We start from the raw sequence: 22,826 nt of genomic DNA, 5'->3' as shown, positions 1-22,826 counted from the left end.
AATGCATAATTTAATCTGATTTTTCGGTTATCTAACGAACAAGAATGAACATAACAGATGAACAGTATCTTTATGCTGTTGGGCTAAAAAATATCCCTAACCCTTTTCCATGTGCCGTTTATGATGTTGAGGGCAACTATGCTGCAATTAATCAGTCATACGCCGATATTCTAGGGCTCAATAACGAGCAGGCGCTCGGGAAGAAAAACTCAGAACTCCAAAGTAACTTCAGTGACTTTGCGGATGTGATAGATATTCAAAACAAGCATGTACTAGAGAGCCAAGACTATCTTTTCACATTGAATATTATAAGGCTCTCTTCTGGGTGTAAGGCGTATTATGTGTCTAAACGTCCTATTATCAACACTTCGGGTAAAGTCGTAGGTATTGATGTCAGTATGTACAATACTGGCTTTATCTTCACGCTATCTTCAGCCTTTAATGATCCAGCCATGTATTTCAATCAAAGCCATGAAGTTGATTTTAAAGCAACTAAGCTTTGTGAAAGCTTTACATCTCTACAGGAAACGTATGCCTATTTTATTATGTGCGGATTTTCCAACGAGTTTATAAGCACCATTCTTGGCAAGTCGATTAAAACCGTTGAGAATAATATGGCTCGGTTGTTTGATAAAGCTCAACTTCGCTACTGTGTCAGCATTACCAGTCGAAAAACATTTCGTGATTACCTGTTGAGAAATAGGATTACGAATTTATCACCCGCAGGGATAATGACGAATACCATTAAAGCCCTAACAGCTATACCGAGTAATAATACCAATAAAGCAGTATCAGATTTCCCATTTCTGTTTAATGACTACGGCAAAGATATATAGCCAACGGCACACTACCTAGAGTGGCTTTGCCCCCTATTTCAGCGGTATAAAAAAGCCGTAGCAGATACTACGGCTTTGTTTTTACAAGGGTAATAATTTAATTAGTTGGCGTATGCTGATTGATAGACTTTCAGTTCGCTGCGCATACCCAAGATCAGGCTGACACACATCACCATTAAGATAATTGTAAATGGCAAGGCTGTTGAAATCGTACCGGCTTGCAGGGCCTGAATCGCTTCGGTACCACCGACCCAAAGCAACATTGCTGCGATAGCGCCTTCAACAGTCGCCCAGAACACACGTTGCGGTACTGGTGCATCAATCTTACCGCCAGCAGTAATACTATCGATAACCAAGGAAGCCGAGTCTGAAGACGTAATAAAGAACACCATAATCAGCGCAATTGAAATCACTGATAGCGCTGTGCTGAACGGCAGAGCCTCAAAGGCATGGAACAGTGACAGCGTGACATCGTTTAGACCATTGGTTCCTAGTTCGCCAACTTTGCTGACTACTTGCTCGATAGCCAAGCCACCGAAGGCCGACATCCAAATCAAGGTGATGGTGGTTGGGATGAAGATTACTGCGGAAATAAATTCACGAACAGTACGGCCTTTCGATACTCGAGCAATAAACATACCGACGCAAGGTGACCAGGAAATCCACCATGCCCAGTAGAATACCGTCCAACCGTGCATCCAGGCTTCATCTTCACGGCCATGCGGGTTGCTTAACGGTACGATGTTTTCGATATAGCCCAATAGTGCTGTAGGCACTGTTTTAAAGAAGGTTGATAGGCTAAGAATAATAACAAAAATCAGTAGGGAAAGAGCAACAAGGATATTGATATTACTCAATACCTTAACCCCACCATCGATACCACGGATAACCGAAAAAATGGCTAGTGAGGTAACAAAGGCAATGACGGCTAATTGAACCCCTAAGCCATTTTCAATACCGAAAACGTGGCTGATACCACTTGCAGCTTGCTGGGCGCCTAAGCCTAGTGAAGTCGCTAGACCAAATAATGTCGCTAGTACTGCTAGAACATCAATGACATGGCCAAACCAACCCCAGGTTCTGTCACCTAGCAATGGGTAGAAGACTGAGCGGAAAGATAGCGGCAGCCCTTTGTTGAAGGCAAAAAATGCCATAGACAATGCAACAACCGCGTAGATCGCCCAAGGGTGAAGGCCCCAGTGGAACATCGTTGCACCCAGCGCGGCATAAGCGGCTTCTTCTGAATAGGCTTCAACACCGAGCGGGGTTTCGAACCAGCCGGTAAAGTAGGCCGTAGGCTCAGCGACCCCCCAGAACATTAAACCGATACCCATACCGCCAGCAAACAGCATCGCGATCCAAGAAAGGGTGGAGTGATCGGTTTGTGCGTCATGGCCACCGATGCGGATTTTACCAAACGGCGAAATAACCAAACCTAGGCAAAAAAGCAGGAACAGGTTTCCTGCCCACATAAACATGCTGTCGAAGCTACCGATGATTTGCCATTTTATGCCATCAAGAGCAGCTTTTGCAGTTTCAGGATCGCTGACAAAAAGAGCAACTAGAAAGATGATGATGAGGCCAGCGCTGGCTCCGAAGACGGGATTATGAACATCGAACCCCCACTTCTGAATGTTGTCCTGACCGACGGTATAGTCGGTATTTTCAATACTGTACTTGTCCTTAGTGACAGTCATTATTTCCTCAATTGTTTAGAGTCCAAAATAAATTTTGCGAGATATGCTAACAAAATCAACTATGAAAACCAAATTATTGAGAAGTTTGTCACTTTTAATGCATAATTTTGAATGTAATTTCCGGTTTTTTGTTAAGTGCTCAAAACAATATACCGGTTTTAACTGCAAGCGGTTTACCCAGCCAAATAGCCTTTGTGGTGTGATCGGATAAAGCATCATCGGTTACTGGGTGGATCAAAACCGATAACTCCCCGCGTTCATTGTCGAGCCAGTTAACAAAGACTTGTTTATCATCAGCAAAATGGACTTCAAACATAGGTTTGCTATGCGGGCCGACTTCGCGGTGCACGAGTGGAAAAACGCGACTAATGTCTTGATGCTGGGCGATTTTACCGTGTAGCCGTTCAGCAGCACTGATTTGGTTGTTATCGAAGTAAATATGGGCGTGGTACATAACTGTCTCCATGGGTTCCAAGCGTTGTTGGAATTCATTTTAAGCCAGTGAGGAAACAGACGAGGGATCAGGTTTGATGGAGTTATTCGGTTTTATTGAAGTGGTGATTGCTGAGCAGTTGCCGATAGCGGAAAAACTGAATGACCCAGCGGGTAACTTCAAGATGATCTGTAGGTTGTTCGAGAGAGTCCAATGCACGTTGATAAGTATCTGTTGGATAAATACGTCTTCTGAGCTTTAATAAATCAAACAGATACTCTGGGGTAAACTCGGGATGGCCTTGAATGCCAAGGAAATGCTCACCGACCAGCATCATGCTGTTAGGGCAGAAGTCACTTCCCGCGAGGGTGGTACTGTTTTCTGGTAGGCGGATAACTTGATCCTGATGGCTTACCAGCAGAGATAGTTTGCTTTTAGGCTCGGTTATCCAGGGTGGTTGATGAGGTAACACGATATCAAGGTTCGCACGGGCAGCGCCTATTCCCCAGCCTTTGTCAGATTGTATAACTTCCCCTCCAAGAGCCTGGGCTATCATCTGATGGCCAAAGCAGATCCCGACCAAGGGAATGTGTTGAAAATAGAGCTGGTGGACAAAGCTTTGGAAAATATTAATCCATCGGGTTTGTTCATAAACACTGTACCGGCTGCCGCTGGTCAAATAGCCATCACACTCACTGACAGACTGCGGATATTGGCCGTCTATCACCCGGTAGAATTGAAGTGAAATGGTTGGGTCTACCTGGCTAAATAAGTTGGAAAACATCACTGGGTAGTTGCCATGTTTAGTTTGCAACTCAGGCCTGACATCATCACACAGCAAAACACCTAGCTTCATATTCTCACCTCAATTCCAGAGCTATAAACCCAGAGCCATAAAACCAGGCCGGCCAATGCAAGCTTATAAATCGAGCTGGCCGCCAATGGCAAAGTTAAAGACTGCTTGATACTGCTCCTGGGATAAGTGTATAGGGTTTCCACCCGCAGCGGCGTCTTTAACCGACTGGGCGGCAATGGCTTCCTGTTCTTGATTATTGATACCCAGATCAGCTAACGAATGTGGAATGTGGAGCTGTTCTCGTAGCGACAGTATCCACTCAAGTACACCTTCAAAGCCTTCTTTTTCTAGTTCGAGGTAATGGGAGAGCCTCAACATTTTTTCATGCAAGTAATGCCGGTTGGCACAGAGCACATAGGGCATCAAGACAGCATTAAGCAGCCCATGGTGCAGGTTGTAACGGGCACCGAGCGTGTGGGCCAATGCATGCATTGCACCAAGTCCTTTTTGGAAAGCCGTTGCCCCCATTGAAGAGGCTATAAGCATTTGGGTTCTTGCTTGTAGGTTTGTGCCATCCGTGTAGGCGATAGGGAGGTACAGCTTAATTATCCTCATGCCCTCAATGGCGATGGCCTCGGCCATTGGGTGGTAGCTAGGTGAGCAATACGCTTCGAGATTGTGGGACAAGGCATCCAAGCCAGTTGCGGCAGTCAGGTGAGCCGGGAGATCAACGGTCAGGGTAGGGTCTAAAATAACCTGCGCTGGCAGCATTTGGGGGTGATAAATAATGCGTTTACATTGGTTTTGAGTATCGGTGATAACCGAGGCCCTTCCCACCTCCGAGCCCGTTCCTGCGGTGGTTGGTAGGGCAACTACAGGGGCAATAAGGCTGGGATTTGCCTGAGCCCAATTGTCGCCAATATCTTCAAACTGCCATAAGGATTGTTGTTGCCGGGCGACCAAGGCAATGGCTTTGGCTATATCAAGGGATGAGCCCCCACCTATGGCAACGACACCGTCATGTTCCCCATCAAGAAAGGCAGTAATGCCGTTTTCCACCTGCTCTCCGGTTGGATTACCTGCAAAGGTATCGAACACGGATGTGCTGAGCGTGACTTCATTACAAGCAGATAGGATCGTTTTAACCATATGGCTGTTGGTTAGCGATGGGTCGATGACAAACAGTGGCCGCTTGATCGATAAGGTTTGGCACACAGAACCTAATTGCGAACTAGCCTGTTCGCCAACGAGTATTTCGGTAGGGTAGTGCCAATGGAGGAGAGTCATGGGCTAGTCCAATCAATGAGGTGATACATTATTTTTTTGCTGGGTATTTTGATTAGTATTGTGTTTGTTCGGGTGCTTTAGGTGAAATGACTTGGGGCGGGTCAGTGTTTCAAAGCCCAAGGTCGATAAGGAGTAACCTTTTCCAGAGTGTTTTACCCCTGTCCATACCAGTGCAGGATCGAGATAGTCGCACCGGTTAGCGAAAAAAGTACCGGTTTCTATTTGCTCGCCAATGGCAATAGCCCGTTTGATATCAGAGGTAAAGATACTTGCTGTCAGGCCGTATTCGCTATCGTTCATTAATTTGATGGCTTCTTGATCCGAAAAAACCTTTTGGATAGGCAGAACCGGGCCGAATGTTTCCTCGGTCATCACTTTCATTTGATGGTTAACTCCGGTAAGTACCTGCGGGGCAAGGTATGGGCTGCCCAGTTTACTGTTAGGGAAACAGGCTTCGGAGATATGTAGTTGTGCACCTTGCTGCTTTGCGTCGGCAATGTGGTGGCGGACATGGTCGGCAGCCTGGGTTGTGATCAATGGCCCGAGCGTGGTGTCTTCATCGAGCGGAAACCCCAACTGGTACTGGTTGACTAGGCTGACGGCCTTTGCGACAAACTCATCATGGACTCGGTCGTCGACATAGACCCGCTCGATGGCGCAACATGACTGACCGGCATTATACAGCGCACCTTCAACAATGGTTTCTGCTGCTGCATTGATATCGGCGTCGTGGCGGACGTATGCTGGGTCATTGCCTCCAAGCTCAAGGCCAAGCCCGTGGAAATGCCCGGCAGCCGCTTTTTCTATTGATGCGCCGCCGGTTACTGAACCGGTAAAGACGACATGCTGGAGCTGTTCATTGCTTACCATATTTTCCGTCGCATCATGGCTTAAATACAAATGCTGGAAGACGCCTTTTGGCAATTGGGCCTCGTCAAATGCTTGCTGGAAGCGCTGGGCACAGAGCGGGGTATGGGAAGAGGGTTTCATTATCACGCTGTTACCTGCAAGCAGTGCTGGGATGATTGAATTGATGGCAGTCAGGTAAGGGTAGTTCCAGGGTGATATCACCAGTATTGTTCCAAGCGGCTCCCTTGTGATGTAGCGGGTAAAGCCTTGTTTATCAGGCAACTCAATGGGGGCAAGTGCTTGCTCACAATGTTTTATCATGTAACGGGCACGCTCTTCGACCCCCCTTAATTCGCTACCGCAGTGCCGTATAGGCCGACCCATCATCCAGCTTAGCTCAGTAGCGATCATGTCCTTATGGCTCAGGAGTGCGTCGATGGCGTGGGTACAGAATACTTGCCTCTTTGATAGTGGAACGAGTTTCCACTCTTTTTGTGCCTGGTTGGCGGTATCAAGAGCTTGCTGTATCGCTTCGGGAGTGGCCAGTTCAGCGGTTGCCACTACACTGCCATCTGCAGGGGAAAATGTATTTTGGACAACCCCCTGTTGAATGTCTGTTTTGGCTGAACGATTCAAATGCTTTTCCTCGCCTCAGATAATTTCGAAGTAACGGCTGAGCTCCCAGTCGGTGACATGTTTTCTAAATTCCCTGTCTTCCCACTCTCTAGAGGCGGCAAAATGCTCGACAAAAGCTTGGCCGAATAATGAAACAGCGGCCTCTGATTGCTTATACCTCTGGGTGGCATCCCATAGCGTGCGAGGTAGGGCAAGGGTGTCACTGTGAGTTTGTTGGTAAGCATTTCCTAACACCGGATCGGTTGGCTCCCAGCCTTGTTCGATACCGATTAGCCCCGAGCCAAGCGCGGCGGCCAGTGCCAATAATGGATTGGCATCCGCGGCCCCGATACGGTATTCGATACGCTGCGACTTTTCAGAACCGGTGATCACCCGAAGCGAGGTGGTGCGGTTTTCGATGCCCCAAGTCGCATCTGTCGGAGCCCAGAATCCTGGGATCATCCGGCTGTAACTATTTACCGATGGCGCAACCATGCAAAGGAGTTCTGGCATCAAGCGTTGCTGGCCGGCCAAGAAATGCCGTTGCACCGCACTCATTGAGTGGGGTTCATTGTTGTCGTAAAAGACATTGTTGCCCTCTTGGTCGCGGAGGGATAGGTGGATATGGCCGCTTTGGCCAGGGTAGTCATTGCTCCACTTCGCCATGAAGGTCGCCATCAAGTCGTGCTTCTGCGCGAGTACCTTCATGTAGGTTTTGAACAGTGCAGCCTTGTCAGCAGCATGGCAGGCGTGGTCGACCGCGATAGCGGCTTCGATAACGCCAGGGCCGGTTTCTGAATGGATGCCTTCAATGGGGAAGTCCATCGTTTCGGCCATCGCAAGGATAGATTTATACAGTTCAGAATAGGTTGAATTACGTATCATCGAGTAGCCGAACCAGTCTGGAGTGATCGGTTCGAGGTTTCTAAACCCTTTCTCGCGGACAGAGTGCGGTGTCTCGCGGAACAGGAAGAATTCATACTCGAAGGCCGCTCTTGGGATCAGGCCCATGGATTTGCATTTATCTAGCACTCGGTGCAGCGTGGCTCTCGGGCAGACCGATTCTGCCTCGCCGGCAAACTCGGCCATAAACAGCAGCATGCCGTCTTCGTCTAGCACATCACGGCAGCTGGAAGGTATGATCCTGACTGGGGCATCAGGGTAGCCGGTATGCCAACCGGTGTATTGGGTATTGTCATAAAGCTGATCTTTGACATCCCAGCCCAATACCACGTCGCAAAAGGCAAACCCCTTATCGAGGGACGAGAAAAACTTCTCCTTCGACATATATTTTCCACGCATTACACCATCGTTGTCGAACAACCCGACTTTGACATGGCTGAGCTTGCGTTCTTCGATAATCTGCTTGGCATCGTCAACGGTTTTAACCTCTCTTGGCTGCATAGGCGGGTATCCCTTCTGTTGGCAAAGCGTTAACTAGGCAATAGGCAAATAAGCGATATAGCTAGGATTTTTTTATTATTGATTTAAACCTAGGAAGAGGTCAGACATTCGTCAACCTTATCAATAGGGTGATTTTTAAGACATTGGTATTGAATCCTGAACTGTGTTCCAATATCGGCAAACTATTTTAATGATAAGTAAAGAAAAGGAAGTTATTGATGTCACTTGTTATTCCTATGGTGATATTCATGCAGCAGCGAATGGCCGAAGCGGGTAATGCCGACGATGCGAAAGCCATGCAGGCGTATATGAAAACCGAGCAACCTTTCTATGGGGTGAAAGCGCCAGAGCGAAAGGCAATATTCAAGCAAGCCCGAGAGCACACAAAGATCACTTCTTTCATCGAGTACAAGCGCCTGGTGCTCTGGCTATGGTCGGGGGAAAACCGTGAAGAGCAGTACATGGCGATGGATGCTGCCGAATACTACAAAGCGTTTCGTACGCTGGAAGCCTTTCCTGTGTACGAAGAGATGCTTACCGAAGCGAGCCATTGGGATACTGTTGATAAAATAGCCTCTAATTTAATTGGCCCGTTGGTAAAAGAGCACCGCGAACTTGAAAGCATTGTCCGTAACTGGCGTGAATCGGACAATATGTGGTTACGCAGGGCTTCTTTGTTGGTTCACCTCAAGCATAAGTCAGAAACTAATTTGCCCTTGCTTGAAGAAACCATTTTAATGCTGGCGAGCGAGAATGAATTTTTTATTCGAAAAGCGCTTGGCTGGGTGCTACGAGAATATGCGAAAACCGACCCTGGTTATGTCAGGTCTTTCGTACAGCGATACCAGGAACAATTATCTCCATTGAGCCAGAAAGAGGCGCTGAAAAACCTGTAAGTAAAGTGTTAGCTATCAAAATGATAGTCATAAATACTTTTTACTGGGGCAGAGGTAGTTGTTAATATAGCAGCGAGCCGTAATCGATAAGAATTACATTGTAACGAATACATTTAAAAGGCAACTATTGTGATTGAACGTCAAGAAACTGGTCAGCGAATGAGTCGTATTGTTAAGCATAACGGTACTGTATACCTATGTGGTCAAGTGTGCGCAGATGCGACGCAAGGCATTACCGAGCAGACTCAAACCATGCTGGACAAAGTAGAAAAACTGCTAGACCAAGCGGGCAGTGATAAAGAGCACATGCTATCTGCGACTATCTATATCAAAGATATGAAAGATTTCGCTGAAATGAACGCGGTGTGGGACAACTGGGTGCCTGCTGGCCATGCCCCGGCACGTGCTTGTGTTGAAGCAAGCATGGCGCGCGAAGCTTTGTTGGTTGAAATTTCTGTTGTTGCTGCCGTTAAAGAGTAATAGCGATAACTTTTTACTTAAGTAGAGTACTAGATGGGTCGCTGATATAGAGCAGGTTATCAAGGAGAAGATGATGAACAAGTGGAATCTGGTGGAGCCAGGAAGTAATCAAGGTTTATTCAAACCGTCGCTTTTCACTCTTGCCTTGTCTTTATTGCTGATGTTGCCTTACTCCCAGGCGTTGGTAGCAAAAGAGATTTCGGTGAAGTCACAGCCCAAAGTGAGCCTTGAGGGGACATTTAATACTCAGCGAGTCTGCTTCTATGAAGGACGATCCTACTCATTGGGTGCCGTGATAGCCATTGAAGGTGTGCTGCTAGAATGCCAGCCGGAAAAACACTTCGAAACTAACGGTGCCTTGAAATGGGTAAGGATTGAAAAGAAGGCATAGCTTAAGTGAAAAGAAAATGCAGCCATGCTCCGAAGAGGTTGGCTGCATTGTCGTAACAGGGGGAACTGTTACTTGAATAAATTTCTTAGCGATTGAGCCGAATTAGCGAACTAGTCGACCTGAGTCAGGGCCAAGTTTGCCTGTACCGCCTTCATGGTGAGCTGTTTTCGCTCCCATTTCCTGCATCAAAAACTCTTTCAATGCGGCAGATTCGCGCTCGTTGGTTGGTTTCCAGTTAGAGATCACTCGTGCTTTGTTGCTGTTCATCGAATATTTCCTTTTCTATCCATGATATGGGCTAAATATCATGTGCTTAGTGATTCATAAAGTTGCTGTCATTTTCATACAAAACGAAATCAATTTCCACTATTAATTCGTTTAGCGAATGCACTTAATTTGATACTCATTGATAACAGATAATCGCCAAGAGGCATATTAGACCAGTTATTGTGGGAATATATGCAAGCAAATAGAGTATCTATGTCCTTATTGAGTGCTTTATTAAATATAGCTGCAATATGGCACAAAAAAAGCCGATTCCACAAAGGAATCGGCTTTTCTAAATGATGAGAAAAGTGGTGTAAAATTACATAACTTTTCAGCTGCTTGAGAGCGATTAACGCATTAGTGAACGCGTTTTAAGTTCGAAGATCAGCTTCTCTGCGCTGCATTCGAATTGGAAGCGAGCCGTTAGCTCTGTGCTGTCATCTTGCATAGGGCTAATTTCATGCTTGAAGTTGGCGTTAACTTCTTTCGCAAGGGCTAGGTAGTTGGCAAGTTCAGCTTCTAGTGCAGCTTTGTCACCACCGAAGATTTTTACATCAGCGACATCGTCGTTTTCTTTGATGATGAAGCCCATTTCAGCTGAGACACCGCAAGCTTCACAGGTTTGGTATTCTTGGCTTTCGTTTGTCATGGCGTTTACTCTATCTCCATTTATATTATGAGGCCATTCTAAAACTTTGTGACGAAGATCGCTACGGGGTAATGTTATTTTTCATAATACAAATGATGAAAGCTTACAAATACTCTGTAAGCGTTTGAAAAATAAAAGCAAGACAGGTATGAAGTTGGTGAGTATACCACCAACTTCAGTAAGGAGAATTATCAGCAAGGGAATTTAACGGTTGTCTGACTCGAATTTGTCGTAGCTGTAATCCACACTAACGACGGCACGGTATTTAATATCTCCAGAAGCCGTTGAAAACTCATCGATTTCAACTTGGGAATCATTGACCTTGATGGTATTGGTTTTTAGGCCGTACTCATAAATACCTAGTGTTCTCTTTAGGTTGCGAGGTGAGGCATATTTCAGGTCTTTGGCAAACTCTTGCCCTTGGCGATACGCACCTTCGCGTGTATCACTGACACCTGCGTTTATGTTCTGGCTTTCATGGTTAGTATCACGGGTAAATGCAAGTGCCGGAGAACTCAAGCCGATACATAATGCAGCGATTAAAAACTTTTTCATCTTAATACCCTCGTAATGTATACCGCTGGCAATTGAGCTGATGCGGTATCAAATAAAACTGCCACCCAAGTAGACCTGAGTGTTGCAGCTTTATTTCAAATTATAGTATTTTTTCTTAAAAATTATGGGATTAGGTCTATACCAGAAGTGTGGCAGCAGTGGGAGCTGCCCTCTAAACTTGCGTAGAGGGCAGGAGAAATGATGGAAGAATATTAGTTAAGTTCAGGATAAACTTGCTGAATTTGACTCAAGGTCTGCTGGAATGGGTATTGCTCCATTTTACCAAAACCAGACATTTGACGAGCTTTAATGGTCGTATGCAGTGGGCTTGTCATACCGCAAAGGAAGCGTGTTAGCGCAGCGGCTGAAGGTGCTGATGGGCAAGCTGCAATAAAAGGGTCGCACCATGCCTTCAGCATGTTGTCTGATACAGTGTCCAACCGGGTTTCAGAAGGAAGTTTGGCGACATGTCCCCGGCAGACTGAACAGTGACCACATTGTTGCGGGGCTTGGTGATCGGCAAAATAACTCGCCAGCTTATGGCTGAGGCATTGCTCGCTTTCGAAGAAAGAAAGCATGTTGTCTAGCCGTGTGATTTCACTTTGCTCCTTGGCTTTGAACAACTGGTAGAGGCGCGCAGCTTCTTGCCCGATATCAAAATTGGGATTGCTCACCCGGTACACATCGGTCATTTGCTTGCTTTCTAATGTCACCCAGCCCTTTTCACTGAAGTAGTCGATCGCTGCAACAACACGTTTTCTCTCAGCCTGAGTGGTCTGCCACAACGCTTCAAAGTCAACGGTGTGCCAGGTACGAGCTTTGGGCGAGCAAGCAAAAATATTGCTGACGAATTGTTGCCTCTCACCCTGGAATTGGTTGATGATAAATTGCTGCTCGACAAGCAGCTTGAAGCGATAATCTGCAAAGTAAGTATATTGCGGCTCAATAATGCCGGCCATTTCCAAGTACACCAACAGCGTCTTTAGCGGCAGCATACGAATATTGCTTTCCTTGGATAAGCGTAATTGTACGACCTCCCACTGAGGTGCATTTTGTTGGATCAGCCCAAGCACCGTTTCGATCGCCGATTGATCCGGTGTGTCGCCATAAACGAAATTCTCCAGTACATTCAGCCCGGATTTGCTGCCGAGCAAAATACAATCGGAGTGCTGGCCATCTCGTCCGGCACGGCCAATTTCCTGGCTGTAGTTTTCAATCGACTTCGGCAGATCAAAGTGGATCACCCGGCGGATATCGGATTTATCGATCCCCATACCAAAAGCGATAGTGGCAATAATGCACTGGTGTTTGCCTGCCATGAAGTCAGTTTGGATTTGCTGGCGGCGCTCACTGTCCATACCTGCATGGTAAGCCTGTGCCATGATTCCTTGCTGTTGCAAGTATCCTGCTAGCTCCTCCGCTGTTTTTTGCAAGGTCACGTAAACAATAGTCGGCAGAGTCACATCGCTGCTCAGAGTTTGGAATAAAGACGCTTGCTTTTCATTTTCCGGCGTTGGGGCAATGGTCAAGTCGAGGTTGTGGCGATAGAAGCCAGTAATAACGATATCGTCTGACTCAATGCCAAACTTTTGCCCCATGTCACTGATAACCGCTGGTGTGGCTGTTGCGGTCAGCAACAGTACCTGTGGGATATTCAGCAACTGTCGGTATTGCGGAAGCTTGAGGTAATCAGGGCGGAAGTTATGACCCCACTCGGAAATACAGTGGGCTTCATCGACAACCAGCAAAGAGATTGGCACCTGGGAGATGAACTGACGAAAGCGTTCGTTGTTTAACCGTTCGACTGAAATCATCAGGATCTTGATGTTGCCGGAGCGTACCCCTTGCATCACCTGCTGGGTTTCTTCCCATGTTTGGCTCGAATCAATAGAGGCGGCTGGTATCCCTTTGCTGTGCAAAAAGCTGATTTGGTCTTTCATCAACGCCAACAGCGGCGAGATCACCAGCGTCAGGTGAGGGAGCTGCAAAGCCGGAAGCTGGTAGCACAGTGACTTGCCAGATCCGGTTGGGAAAATAGCGGCAGCAGAATGGCCTTCAACGACCTTGCTGATCACTTCATCTTGGCCTGGACGCAGGCTATCAAAGCCAAAATACTGTTTAAGGTTATCGAGATACATGGGCAGTACACATAATGAGGGCAATCCACAGATCATACCTAAGTATGGAGGGATTGCCCACGGAGTTAGCGTATTTGCTTATTCATTCCGAGTAGCCGCATCAGGAGTGCCGTTTTGTTGCAGCAAACTGTGAAGTTGCCCTAGTGCTGCTTAAACCGGTCTGCGAGGTGGTAGAAATCATCCACCCGCCGTTTGAGCTCAGCACTGCTTAGCTCAACCTGGTTAACGCCTTCAAGGTTTTGCTGCGATGTAGCCGCCAAGGCATGGATGTGCTCGCTGGTTTGCTGGGCATGCGATTCTTGGCTCTCGGCAGAGGATGAAACCTGATCGACCAGCTCAGAAATAGCCTGCATATGTTGCTCAACTTCCCGTAAAGCTTCAGCGCCTTGGGCTGCTTGTTCGACACACTTCAAGGTATCGTCATGGTTGTTCTTGATCAGTACCTGCCAGTTGTTGATGGTCGATAGCATATTGCCAATGCTGGCCTGGATTTGTTCGGTTGCCGTTTGTGTCCGGGATGACAGGGCGCGTACTTCATCGGCAACGACAGCAAAGCCGCGGCCATGTTCGCCGGCCCGAGCAGCTTCAATGGCTGCGTTTAGTGCCAGCAAATTGGTTTGGTCAGCAATACCGCTGATTTCAGACATTACTGCACTTACCGTTTCCGCTTCCGTGCTCAGTTTGTCAGTTGCATCGGTCGCTTGGCGGGCTTGGGTAGAAAGCGCATTCAAACTTGACTGGGTGGCATCTAGCTGGTTGCGGGATAAAGAGCACTGCTCACGGGTGAGATCCAACAGTTGGTGGCTTTCACTGGTATGAACTGAAATACGCTGTGCTGAATCAGAGATATTGTCGATGGTCGTGGCCATTTGCTGGATACTCCCGTTCTGCTCGCCAATAGCTGTGTTTACTTTGTGGGTGGTGGCACTTAAATCATCGGCCAAATCATGCAGTGGTGCGGCAGAATCTGTCATCCTGCCAAGTACCGTTCGCATCCCGGCTGAGGCCATTTTCAAGTGATAATCTACCACTGAGTAGCTATCACTGCCGGAGAAAATCACCCGGCTTAGGCTGTCATATTGGGATTTCAAGTGTTCAATCTTAGATGGCGTGCTAAACAGTTCCTGACGGAACAAAGTGCCTAAAACGAATGCCGGTGCGAGGCTAAGTATGGCATGAACGCTGAGCCCTTCAGTAAATAGACTAAAGGCAGCCGGTAGCGAACAGCCTGCAATGAGCAGTCCGTATTTTATAGGCCGGGGTACTGAAAATAAGGGGGCTTTGCCATTACGCTCAGCTTTAATTAATTGTTTATAGGCAGACTCAGCCGTTTTGACTAATTGTGCCTCTGGTTTAACCCTGACAGATTGATAACCGACTATCCTGCCATTATTGTAAATTGGGGTGACATAAGCATCTACCCAATAGAACCCGCCAGATTTGGTGCGGTTTTTGACAATACCCCGCCATGGCTTTCCAGCTTGGATATGTTGCCATAAATCTGCAAAAGCGGCCTTTGGCATATCTTGGTGGCGGATAATGTTATGGTTTTGACCCTGCAATTCTTGTTCAGAATACCCGGCCACACGGCAGAAAGCGGCATTGCAATAGGTGATCACCCCTTGAAGATCCGTGGTCGAGACTAATTGCTCGTCGTCTGCGAATGTCACTTCCTGAGTGTTATTTTGCAAGTGGGTAGCGTTGACTGTTGGTGTTGAGCGAGACACGAGATAACCCTTTGTATGACTTTTGTTTTTTTTATCAATAAGACCATAATCGTGTGAATGATGGAATGGTTTTGTGTTTTTTTTGTTGGTTTTGTTAACTGGGGGCTGGTTTGGCTGTTAAATCTAGCAAATTATTGCTAAATATGACTTGAGGTGCTAAGGCTAGAGTTGGGTCAGCAGTGTCTCAAAGTGGGGCTTGGCTTTTGTAATGTAATGATTTTAGTTACATAAATAGCACAGCGTTTCAGTGCTTATTGCTGAGAATGTTAAAATGACACTTCAAAATATACCTTCATGATTTTAATGATTTTTACTATTTTTATGTTAAAAAATTTTTGGTAGAAGTGATTTAAATGAACAAAGGGAAATAATAATACATTTGGAGTGTACTATGTCTTGGATTCACCATCTAAGCTTTCGCTGGAAGTTCCTTATCCCCGTAATATTTGCTGTTACGATGTTTATGGTTTTTTTTGCTTTTGTCGTATCGGTATCGCTCGACCAAAAGAGAATCAACACCTTTCTTGACCATAAGTTAGAGCCTGCATTAGCACTGATGGATCAAGGCTATAGAGACCTTTATCAACTAAACACTGCGGCACAGGGAGTTGTACTTGCCGCGGGCGATAGTAAATTTCTAACCTATAATATTGAGCTCTTTGAAGATAATGAACCCAAAGCGCTAAACCGACTATTGTCTGCGCAGGCTTTGGTCGATGACGGTTCGATCAATACCAGCAACCAGCTTCTTCTCAATAGCATTCAATCCAAATACCAACAGCTGGTTCAGCATTATGCCTTCATTGTTAACTCTCCCTCTCAGGCTGAACAGTATTACTTTACCAACCGCGAGGTGATGAACCAGGGCTTCACCGCGCTAATTGATGACTTCATGCTGTTGAGGACGGCAATTGAAGAAAAGGAAGCTTTTGTAAAGCAAGAGTTGGCCGATGAAGTCGACTGGGCAACCATTTTGCTGGAAGTCGGCGTGGTAATTACGGCATTGGTATCGCTCGTTGGAACTTGGTTTTTGTCGAGCGTCATTATGGCGCCGCTGAAAAAATTGACTATTGCAATGAATGATATTGCCCGAGGAGACGGTGACCTTACCCAGCGGGTCAAAGTGGACAGCAAAGATGAAGTTGGCCAACTGGGCGAGGGGTTCAATGCCTTTGTCTCTGAAATCCATCATACGATAATCGATGTTTCTGCCACACTGCAGGTTGTTCAGGAAGCAACAGGAAACATCCAGTCGGAAACCAAAAATGTTGTGGTTCACGCAAACTCACAGCAAGAAGAAAGCGCCCATGTAGCAACGGCAGTGCATGAAATGAGTGCGACCAGTGACAATGTCAGCCAGCACGCAGGAGAAGCTGCGCAGGCCAGTCAGCATGCCAGCGAAGAAGCCAAAGCAGCGAAAGGCGTGCTTGAGGACGCCGTCGGATCCATTCACCAGTTGTCCGATGATATCGAAGGCTCAAATCAGGTTATCACTGAACTTGAGCGCGATGTAGCGAATATTGCTTCTATTCTCGATGTCATACGGGGGATTGCAGAGCAAACTAACTTGCTGGCTCTGAATGCGGCCATTGAGGCTGCCCGAGCGGGTGAGCAAGGCAGGGGCTTTGCCGTTGTGGCTGATGAGGTGCGTTCGCTTGCCAGCAAGACGCAAATGAGCACCGGTGAAATCCAAGAGATGATCGAGCGCTTGCAGCATGGCGCAAAGCAAGCAGTCGCTGCAATGGAGCGCAGCCGAGAGAGCGGTATTGCCACGGTCTCCCAAGCGAATACTGCCAATGAGTCGCTTGATCTCATTAGCCATTCCATTGAAGTGATCAATGATATGAACTTGCAGATCGCAACAGCGGCTAACCAGCAAAGTTTGGTAAGCGAAGATATTAGTCAGAATGTTCAGAAAATTGCGGATAAAAGTCATGAAGTGGTTGTTAAAGTGGCCTCAACAGAAGAGGCCTTTATTCAACTTGCTACCCAATGCCAACAATTAAAGCAACAGGTAGGCCGCTTCCAGGTTTAAGTGTTAGCGATATTGTGATTTAAGCCCCTGACGAAGGGGCTTTTTTTGTTCAGGTTCATGGTTCTGCCCGTTGTATTGATATGGTTGCATACGGTATTCTGGCTGCTAGTGAACGCTGTTTATTAAGGAGAGTAACATGCCATACGATACCTTGGTCACTGTGGGTGTATTTATCATAGTGGCAATTGTATTTATTGCTTCTGGTGTCAAAACCGTTCCGCAGGGTAGTGAGTGGACGGTAGAGCGCTTTGGTCGCTATACCAAGACGCTGCGCCCTGGTCTGAACCTGATTGTGCCGTTTGTCGACCAAATAGGTAATAAGATCAACATGATGGAGCGTGTTCTGGATATCCCCGCCCAAGAGGTTATCTCACGCGACAATGCGAATGTCACCATTGATGCAGTGTGTTTCGTGCAGGTGATCGACGCAGCCAAAGCCGCTTATGAAGTTACAGATCTTGAACATGCTATCCGTAACTTGACGCTGACGAATATCCGTACCGTGCTTGGTTCGATGGAGCTCGATGAGATGCTATCGCAGCGCGATACCATCAATGGCCGCCTTTTGACGATTGTCGATCAGGCGACAAATCCATGGGGAGTGAAAGTTACCCGAATTGAAATCAAAGATGTCCAGCCGCCGGCAGATTTGACTTCTGCGATGAACGCCCAGATGAAAGCCGAGCGTAATAAGCGTGCTGAAGTCCTTGAAGCTGAAGGGGTACGTCAGGCAGAAATTCTGCGTGCCGAAGGCCATAAACAGTCAGAAATTCTTCGTGCAGAAGGTGACAAACAAGCCGCCATCTTGCAGGCAGAGGCCAGGGAGCGAGCTGCAGAAGCTGAAGCAAGGGCGACGGCGATGGTGTCCGACGCAATTGCCAAAGGGGATCTGCAAGCGGTTAACTATTTCATTGCCCAAGGTTACACCGACGCATTGAAGACCATCGGCCAAGCTGAAAATGGTAAAATTATTATGCTACCGCTAGAAGCAACTGGGTTGATGGGTTCTATTGCCGGGATCACCGAGATCCTGGGTCAGACCGGTAGCAACAAAGAGGGCGAGAAAGGTAAACACGCATGATCACGCTACTTGAGCAAATGAATGTCTGGCACTGGTTGGCGCTGGGTCTGGTTTTGCTGTTGATGGAGCTACTGGGCACCGCGGGTTATTTGCTATGGCTCGGCGTATCGGCATTGCTGGTTGGCTCGCTCCTGTTCTTCATGCCGCTAGGCTGGGAAATGCAGTGGCTGACCTTTGCTGTGTTCTGTTTGTTCACCACTTGGCTGTGGTGGCGTTATCAGCATAAGAAAGACAGAGAAGGCGACGAACAGCGCAGCTTGAACCAGCGCTCTGAACAATTGGTCGGGCAGACTTGCGTGCTTGAGAAAGACTTCCCTGTTGGCCCTGGACGCCTACAGCTTGGTGACACGACATGGTCGGCCAAGTCTGAATCCAACATACCTGCCGGTACGCTGGTGGAAGTGGTCAGAGTCGAAGGTATCGTGGTCGTTATTCAAGAAAAAGCCAGCCAGTAAATTCCGGCAAGCCAAGTAATAAACTGGAGTGGCGCATAATGGTAAGTTTATGCGTTTCGATTCCACTATATTGGTTTTGTGTTTGTAATTTGCTGGTATTGCCTCTGCTGATGCAGGGGCTTTTTTTTAGCTATTCTCTGCCAAACAATGATGCGAACATGAGCGGGTGAGTGGATTTTTAGTATTAAGCTGGCTTGCTGTTTCTCATTGTAAACAGATTGTTTCCAAAATGGCGGTGTTGGTTGTTTGATGCAAACGATAAAATGCCATGCAACCGATTACGTCGGAATAAAGCCAAGTTAATTGGTATAAAAATAACGAGTCAGTCAGATAGAAGAAGATAAATCATGAAATTGGAAGCAGTTGATTATAACGCGCCCGATGCCGCCGAGCGTTTTGTCGAGTCACTCCGCAACACAGGTTTTGGCGTTCTTAAGAACCACCCAATCCAGCAGCAGCTAGTTCAGTCGATTTATGACAACTGGCATGGCTTTTTCAATACAGAAGAAAAAGAGAACTTCCGTTTTAATGTTGATTCGCAAGACGGTTTCTTTCCATCAGAAGTGTCGGAAGTGGCTAAAGGCCACTCCAAGAAAGACATCAAGGAATATTTCCATTACTACCCATGGGGCCAGTGCCCAGACACGCTGAAAGCAGAGCTCCAGCGCTACTACGAAGAAGCCAATAAATTGGCTAGCCAGTTACTAGGCTGGGTCGAAGAGCATTCTCCGGCAAACGTCTCTGACCTTTATTCTCAGCCGCTGTCTTCTATGATTGACGGTAGCGATAAAACATTGCTACGCGTGCTGCATTACCCGCCATTGAAAGGAGACGAAGAGCTAGGTGCTATCCGCGCGGGTGCCCACGAAGATATCAACCTGCTTACGGTGCTACCTGCTGCCAATGAGCCAGGGCTTCAGGTACTGACGAAAGAAGGCGAGTGGCTGGATGTACCGTGTGATTTTGGCAACTTGATCATCAACATTGGTGACATGCTTCAAGAAGCATCAGGCGGTTATTTCCCGTCGACCACCCACCGTGTGATTAATCCTGAAGGTGCAGATAAGACCAAAGCGCGTATTTCACTACCCTTGTTCCTGCACCCTAAACCAGATGTTGTGCTGTCTGAGCGTCACACTGCTAACAGTTACCTGATGGAGCGCTTGCGCGAGCTGGGTGTAATCTAATACAAGCCGCGTACAAGTTTTAAAGAACAGCCCGGCTTTTGCCGGGCTGTTTTTTATTTGTGCATTATAGTGAGAATCTAGAGGGGACTATGCTTTCCCGGGGCTACCGGCCGACTGTTCAAAGTAGAACTTGTATTCACGTACACCATCAATCTGTACACCCTTGTCCCTCAACTCGAGGTACTGCTGCAGTTTAATGGTTCTGAAATCCATTGCTTTCAACGCTAAAATTATCCGCAGCTCATCCATAGAACGTGATTTGGCCGTCGAACTACAGCTGCTACAGATAACATGCGTTTGGGTCTTGAAGCCGGTTTTGTCCAGCCAGACAAGTGCTTTGGCTGCAAAGCGCTCACCACAGAAATAACAGCAATTGTCTTGCTCAGTAGCCGCTTGCTCCCTTAACGCCTTAGGACTCAGTGGTTTGTTTGCTGGGGGAGTCTGGCTTTTCTTTGTGCCGGTGAAAGCCGAGAACTGAACTACGTTAGACATTTTGGGGAACTCTCACATATCAAGGTATTTTCGTTAAGGTGTTGCTTATGGTTAATCCTAACTATGTATCTTACAGTAATCTATTCTTTCGAGTTTAGCTGCTTGTCTTCGAAAGCCTCCCTAGGGGCAAACTTGGACAAAGGGCAGACTGTGTTTTGACTATTATCAACCAAGAATGATTTATCTGATTATCTGGCCTGTGGCTTTTTAGATCAGCTTCTACACTTATCATAGCCACAGTGTCGTTGAACAAATCCAAGCAAAAAGATAGGTGGTGATTTATGAAAGCTTTATCATTACTACTTGGTACAGTATTAGTTGCCGCACTCACCGGTTGTTCACCCCCCGAGCGTGGTAACACCGCTTCGTTCACATTGCCTCCGGGTAATGCTACCCATGGTGAAGAGTTGTTCAGGCACTATCAGTGTTTGAGTTGCCATACCATGGAGGGCTATGAGCGTCCTGAAGTGCTGGATGAATCCGGTGCCAGTGTTGAACTAGGTGGCTCTGTACCTAGGCTTAAGAAATACCAGGAACTGGTCATCTCGGTAATAAACCCTAGCCACCAAATTGCCCAAGGGTTTGACCCCGGTGAAGTTGTCCGTTCGGGTGAATCAATTATGCCAAGCTACAACGATGTAATGACAGTCACCGACTTGGTCGATTTGATCACTTTCCTTGAAAGTAAATACGAGCTAGAGCCTTTTGAATACACCCAATATGAAGGGTTTTATTATTAGTCTTTGAGCTCCATCCGCCTCATGGCGGTGTGTGAGTAAGGCCCATGATGGGCCTTTTTTTGTTAAACTTGCCTGTATCCTCCACAATCAAAAGCTGGCATCCCAAGTCCGCGCAGTGCATCGATATAACAGTTGATGCGTGTTTGCCCGCAAGGAAAGCTTTCGGGTGACAGCCCATCTTGAACAGCGACGTGATCAAAGCTGATAGTATTAAGCGAGCCGCGATTACTATTTGGTATCAGCTGCTGGTTTCTGTATTGAGTCGTTTCAATCAATATCTGGGAGCGGTGAACATGAATAGAGGCGCTGGCTAAGGTCGCGCTTCTGATCCCGCTAGCTTGCAATATAGCTAAACTATTTTGGGCGTTTTCTATGGTATTGGTCGCTTTGTCTTCTTTGATGATTCGCCTGCTATCGCTCCCTTTTGCTACAAGCCAGCGTTGCATTTGCTCTGCTTCGGTGACCCCTGCCGTTTCTAATCCGCCAGTGACAACTATTATGCTCCCCGGGTTTTGGGTGGCTAGCTCGAGTGTTTTCTCCAGTCGTAGTTGAAGGGGGAGGGCGATAGAACCATCACTATTGAGCTTGTAGCCAAGAGTAACGATGGCATGTGGCGAAGCCGAGTCATTGAAAGATGTTGGGCTACGGTAGCAAATAGGCTTGGCGAGGGCGCTTTCAATAATCTCAATTACACCTTGAATGTCTTGGGCGCAATGTTTTTCGTATTGCTTGTTGAGGTGAGAAAGCTGGTCAAGATAACCGAGGTGTTTAGTCACTGATTTAAGGTTGCCTTGGTAGTGATGCCAAATTGCTAGGTAAGCATGGAGCGTTGATTGCTGCCATTGATTTGCTTTGAGAAGTGCTTGGTTATATCCAGCAATCGCCTCGTCGATTTTCCCCTGGAAGCTATGCATATTCGCCATGGTCATGAGGATATTACCTGTTTCGTCAGCAGCCGCTGAGCCCAAAGCGTTATTTAGGTAATGCAGGACTGCATCAAGATTGGAAACGGATTGGCCGTTCAAATTGAAGTTGTGGCGATGGGGGCTGTTATAGGCCTCTAGTGCCTGTTTTATATAGTCCATGCGTAAACTATTCCTGTCTCTTAATGTTTGGCTGCAAGGGGCATCGTAGCTTTCATTATCAATTTAGCAAATTGATTTTTTATGAAAATACCATAGAAACAGCATGTTGGGCTTCTTTCTTATGGTGTTGTAAATCCATTTCTTGCATCAAAACGTCAGTTGAACTTTCAGAGCTGAATTAGCCGGGCAGAACCGACGGGTTAAGCTAGCTTTAAAGCAGGTGTGCAACATCGATAAGGAGAGAAGGATGGCAAGCGTTTTTGAGCAGCATGGTGCTTTTAGTTGGTCTGAGTTAATGACCGATGATCCGGAAAAAGCGATTGAATTCTACCGGCAGGTGATTGGATGGGAAGTTGAAGCGATGCCAATGGAAGGCGGGACTTACCACGTAATCAAAGCGGGTGGGGAGCCTGTAGGCGGTATTATGGGTAAGCCTGAGGGATACGAGAATATCCCCAACCACTGGGGCAGCTATATTACGGTGGAAGATGTTGATGATACGGTTGCAGCGGCCAAAGCAGCGGGTGGCTGTATTGTCTATGAGCCCAAGGATATCCCGGGGGTGGGACGAATCTGCGCCATTAGCGATCAAGATGGCGCCATTGTGTCGGTGATCGCTTACGAAAACAAAGAATGTGAAGACTAAAATCGTAAATCAGATTGATGCAAATTGAGTAGATAAAAAGAAAGCCGCAGAGTTTCGACCCTGCGGCTTTCTTGTTTTGAAGCGC

The 22,826-nt window shown here is 47.0% G+C and carries 23 protein-coding genes; 10 read left to right on the top strand and 13 right to left on the bottom strand.

Annotated elements, in window-relative coordinates; all coding sequences use genetic code 11:
- Nucleotides 1-44: 44 nt before the first annotated feature.
- Nucleotides 45-836 (top strand): PAS domain-containing protein, encoded by a 792-nt coding sequence (locus tag ACXAGQ_RS20420; RefSeq protein ID WP_475256340.1) that lies wholly within the window; start codon nucleotides 45-47, stop codon nucleotides 834-836.
- 101 nt (nucleotides 837-937) lie between these two features.
- Here the strand turns inward: ACXAGQ_RS20420 and ACXAGQ_RS20415 are convergent, their stop codons facing one another.
- From ACXAGQ_RS20415 to ACXAGQ_RS20390, 6 genes are all read right to left on the bottom strand, one after another.
- Nucleotides 938-2,533, bottom strand: coding sequence for a BCCT family transporter (locus tag ACXAGQ_RS20415; protein WP_475256339.1), 1,596 nt, complete (start codon nucleotides 2,531-2,533; stop codon nucleotides 938-940).
- Nucleotides 2,534-2,672: 139 nt separating this feature from the next.
- Complete coding sequence (locus ACXAGQ_RS20410) at nucleotides 2,673-2,987, bottom strand: DOPA 4,5-dioxygenase family protein (protein ID WP_475256338.1); 315 nt, start codon at nucleotides 2,985-2,987, stop codon at nucleotides 2,673-2,675.
- A gap of 82 nt (nucleotides 2,988-3,069) precedes the next feature.
- Entirely contained in the window at nucleotides 3,070-3,822 is a 753-nt protein-coding gene (locus ACXAGQ_RS20405; protein ID WP_475256337.1) for a glutamine amidotransferase-related protein, read from the bottom strand.
- Between the two features lie 63 nt (nucleotides 3,823-3,885).
- Entirely contained in the window at nucleotides 3,886-5,049 is a 1,164-nt protein-coding gene (locus ACXAGQ_RS20400; RefSeq protein ID WP_475256336.1) for an iron-containing alcohol dehydrogenase, read from the bottom strand.
- Between the two features lie 12 nt (nucleotides 5,050-5,061).
- Nucleotides 5,062-6,534 (bottom strand): aldehyde dehydrogenase family protein, encoded by a 1,473-nt coding sequence (locus tag ACXAGQ_RS20395; protein WP_475256335.1) that lies wholly within the window; start codon nucleotides 6,532-6,534, stop codon nucleotides 5,062-5,064.
- 15 nt (nucleotides 6,535-6,549) lie between these two features.
- Nucleotides 6,550-7,917, bottom strand: coding sequence for a glutamine synthetase family protein (locus ACXAGQ_RS20390; protein WP_475256334.1), 1,368 nt, complete (start codon nucleotides 7,915-7,917; stop codon nucleotides 6,550-6,552).
- A gap of 218 nt (nucleotides 7,918-8,135) precedes the next feature.
- On the opposite strand from ACXAGQ_RS20390, the gene ACXAGQ_RS20385 reads away from it, so the two are divergent.
- The 3 genes from ACXAGQ_RS20385 (at nucleotide 8,136) to ACXAGQ_RS20375 (ending at nucleotide 9,684) form a co-directional block, all read left to right on the top strand.
- Nucleotides 8,136-8,813 carry a DNA alkylation repair protein gene (locus tag ACXAGQ_RS20385; RefSeq protein ID WP_475256333.1) on the top strand — a complete coding sequence of 226 codons (678 nt, stop codon included), beginning with the start codon at nucleotides 8,136-8,138 and terminating at the stop codon, nucleotides 8,811-8,813.
- A gap of 129 nt (nucleotides 8,814-8,942) precedes the next feature.
- The gene (locus ACXAGQ_RS20380; RefSeq protein WP_475256331.1) at nucleotides 8,943-9,293 is read left to right on the top strand and encodes a RidA family protein; all 351 of its coding nucleotides are present in this window, start codon (nucleotides 8,943-8,945) and stop codon (nucleotides 9,291-9,293) included.
- 73 nt (nucleotides 9,294-9,366) lie between these two features.
- Nucleotides 9,367-9,684, top strand: coding sequence for a DUF1496 domain-containing protein (locus tag ACXAGQ_RS20375; protein ID WP_475256330.1), 318 nt, complete (start codon nucleotides 9,367-9,369; stop codon nucleotides 9,682-9,684).
- A gap of 102 nt (nucleotides 9,685-9,786) precedes the next feature.
- Here ACXAGQ_RS20375 and ACXAGQ_RS20370 read toward each other — a convergent pair whose 3' ends face one another.
- The 5 genes from ACXAGQ_RS20370 to ACXAGQ_RS20350 all read right to left on the bottom strand — a co-directional run bounded on the left by ACXAGQ_RS20370 (nucleotide 9,787) and on the right by ACXAGQ_RS20350 (nucleotide 15,020).
- Nucleotides 9,787-9,951: a hypothetical protein gene (locus ACXAGQ_RS20370; RefSeq protein ID WP_170114867.1), complete on the bottom strand. Its 165-nt coding sequence runs from the start codon at nucleotides 9,949-9,951 to the stop codon at nucleotides 9,787-9,789.
- A gap of 349 nt (nucleotides 9,952-10,300) precedes the next feature.
- On the bottom strand, nucleotides 10,301-10,600 hold the full coding sequence (locus tag ACXAGQ_RS20365) for a YfcZ/YiiS family protein (protein ID WP_475256329.1): 300 nt from the start codon (nucleotides 10,598-10,600) through the stop codon (nucleotides 10,301-10,303).
- A 204-nt stretch (nucleotides 10,601-10,804) separates the two neighbouring features.
- The gene (locus ACXAGQ_RS20360; protein ID WP_475256327.1) at nucleotides 10,805-11,155 is read right to left on the bottom strand and encodes a DUF3316 domain-containing protein; all 351 of its coding nucleotides are present in this window, start codon (nucleotides 11,153-11,155) and stop codon (nucleotides 10,805-10,807) included.
- A gap of 212 nt (nucleotides 11,156-11,367) precedes the next feature.
- On the bottom strand, nucleotides 11,368-13,293 hold the full coding sequence (locus ACXAGQ_RS20355; protein ID WP_475256325.1) for a RecQ family ATP-dependent DNA helicase: 1,926 nt from the start codon (nucleotides 13,291-13,293) through the stop codon (nucleotides 11,368-11,370).
- 140 nt (nucleotides 13,294-13,433) lie between these two features.
- Entirely contained in the window at nucleotides 13,434-15,020 is a 1,587-nt protein-coding gene (locus ACXAGQ_RS20350) for a methyl-accepting chemotaxis protein (RefSeq protein WP_475256324.1), read from the bottom strand.
- A gap of 391 nt (nucleotides 15,021-15,411) precedes the next feature.
- Here ACXAGQ_RS20350 and ACXAGQ_RS20345 point away from each other — a divergent pair, with 391 nt between their 5' ends.
- The 4 genes from ACXAGQ_RS20345 (at nucleotide 15,412) to ACXAGQ_RS20330 (ending at nucleotide 19,778) form a co-directional block, all read left to right on the top strand.
- The gene (locus ACXAGQ_RS20345) at nucleotides 15,412-17,055 is read left to right on the top strand and encodes a methyl-accepting chemotaxis protein (protein WP_475256322.1); all 1,644 of its coding nucleotides are present in this window, start codon (nucleotides 15,412-15,414) and stop codon (nucleotides 17,053-17,055) included.
- 136 nt (nucleotides 17,056-17,191) lie between these two features.
- Nucleotides 17,192-18,136, top strand: coding sequence for an SPFH domain-containing protein (locus ACXAGQ_RS20340; protein WP_475256320.1), 945 nt, complete (start codon nucleotides 17,192-17,194; stop codon nucleotides 18,134-18,136).
- Nucleotides 18,133-18,591: an NfeD family protein gene (locus ACXAGQ_RS20335; RefSeq protein ID WP_475256318.1), complete on the top strand. Its 459-nt coding sequence runs from the start codon at nucleotides 18,133-18,135 to the stop codon at nucleotides 18,589-18,591. Before ACXAGQ_RS20340 ends, ACXAGQ_RS20335 begins: the two co-directional genes overlap by 4 nt.
- 347 nt (nucleotides 18,592-18,938) lie before the next feature.
- The gene (locus ACXAGQ_RS20330; RefSeq protein ID WP_475256317.1) at nucleotides 18,939-19,778 is read left to right on the top strand and encodes a 2OG-Fe(II) oxygenase family protein; all 840 of its coding nucleotides are present in this window, start codon (nucleotides 18,939-18,941) and stop codon (nucleotides 19,776-19,778) included.
- An 87-nt stretch (nucleotides 19,779-19,865) separates the two neighbouring features.
- On the opposite strand, the gene ACXAGQ_RS20325 is transcribed toward ACXAGQ_RS20330, so the two are convergent.
- The gene (locus ACXAGQ_RS20325; protein WP_475256315.1) at nucleotides 19,866-20,270 is read right to left on the bottom strand and encodes a hypothetical protein; all 405 of its coding nucleotides are present in this window, start codon (nucleotides 20,268-20,270) and stop codon (nucleotides 19,866-19,868) included.
- A gap of 281 nt (nucleotides 20,271-20,551) precedes the next feature.
- Here ACXAGQ_RS20325 and ACXAGQ_RS20320 point away from each other — a divergent pair, with 281 nt between their 5' ends.
- A complete protein-coding gene (locus ACXAGQ_RS20320) occupies nucleotides 20,552-21,010 on the top strand; it encodes a cytochrome C (RefSeq protein WP_475256314.1) in 459 nt (152 codons plus the stop codon).
- 62 nt (nucleotides 21,011-21,072) lie between these two features.
- Here the strand turns inward: ACXAGQ_RS20320 and ACXAGQ_RS20315 are convergent, their stop codons facing one another.
- Nucleotides 21,073-22,095 (bottom strand): YdcF family protein, encoded by a 1,023-nt coding sequence (locus ACXAGQ_RS20315; protein WP_475256313.1) that lies wholly within the window; start codon nucleotides 22,093-22,095, stop codon nucleotides 21,073-21,075.
- A gap of 247 nt (nucleotides 22,096-22,342) precedes the next feature.
- Between ACXAGQ_RS20315 and ACXAGQ_RS20310 the strand changes: the two genes are divergently transcribed.
- Entirely contained in the window at nucleotides 22,343-22,741 is a 399-nt protein-coding gene (locus ACXAGQ_RS20310; RefSeq protein WP_475244912.1) for a VOC family protein, read from the top strand.
- The last annotated feature ends 85 nt before the right edge of the window (nucleotides 22,742-22,826 follow it).

The organism is Photobacterium sp. ABD4_091 (assembly GCF_056160145.1).
This window is presented reverse-complemented; position numbering and strand designations above follow the sequence as displayed.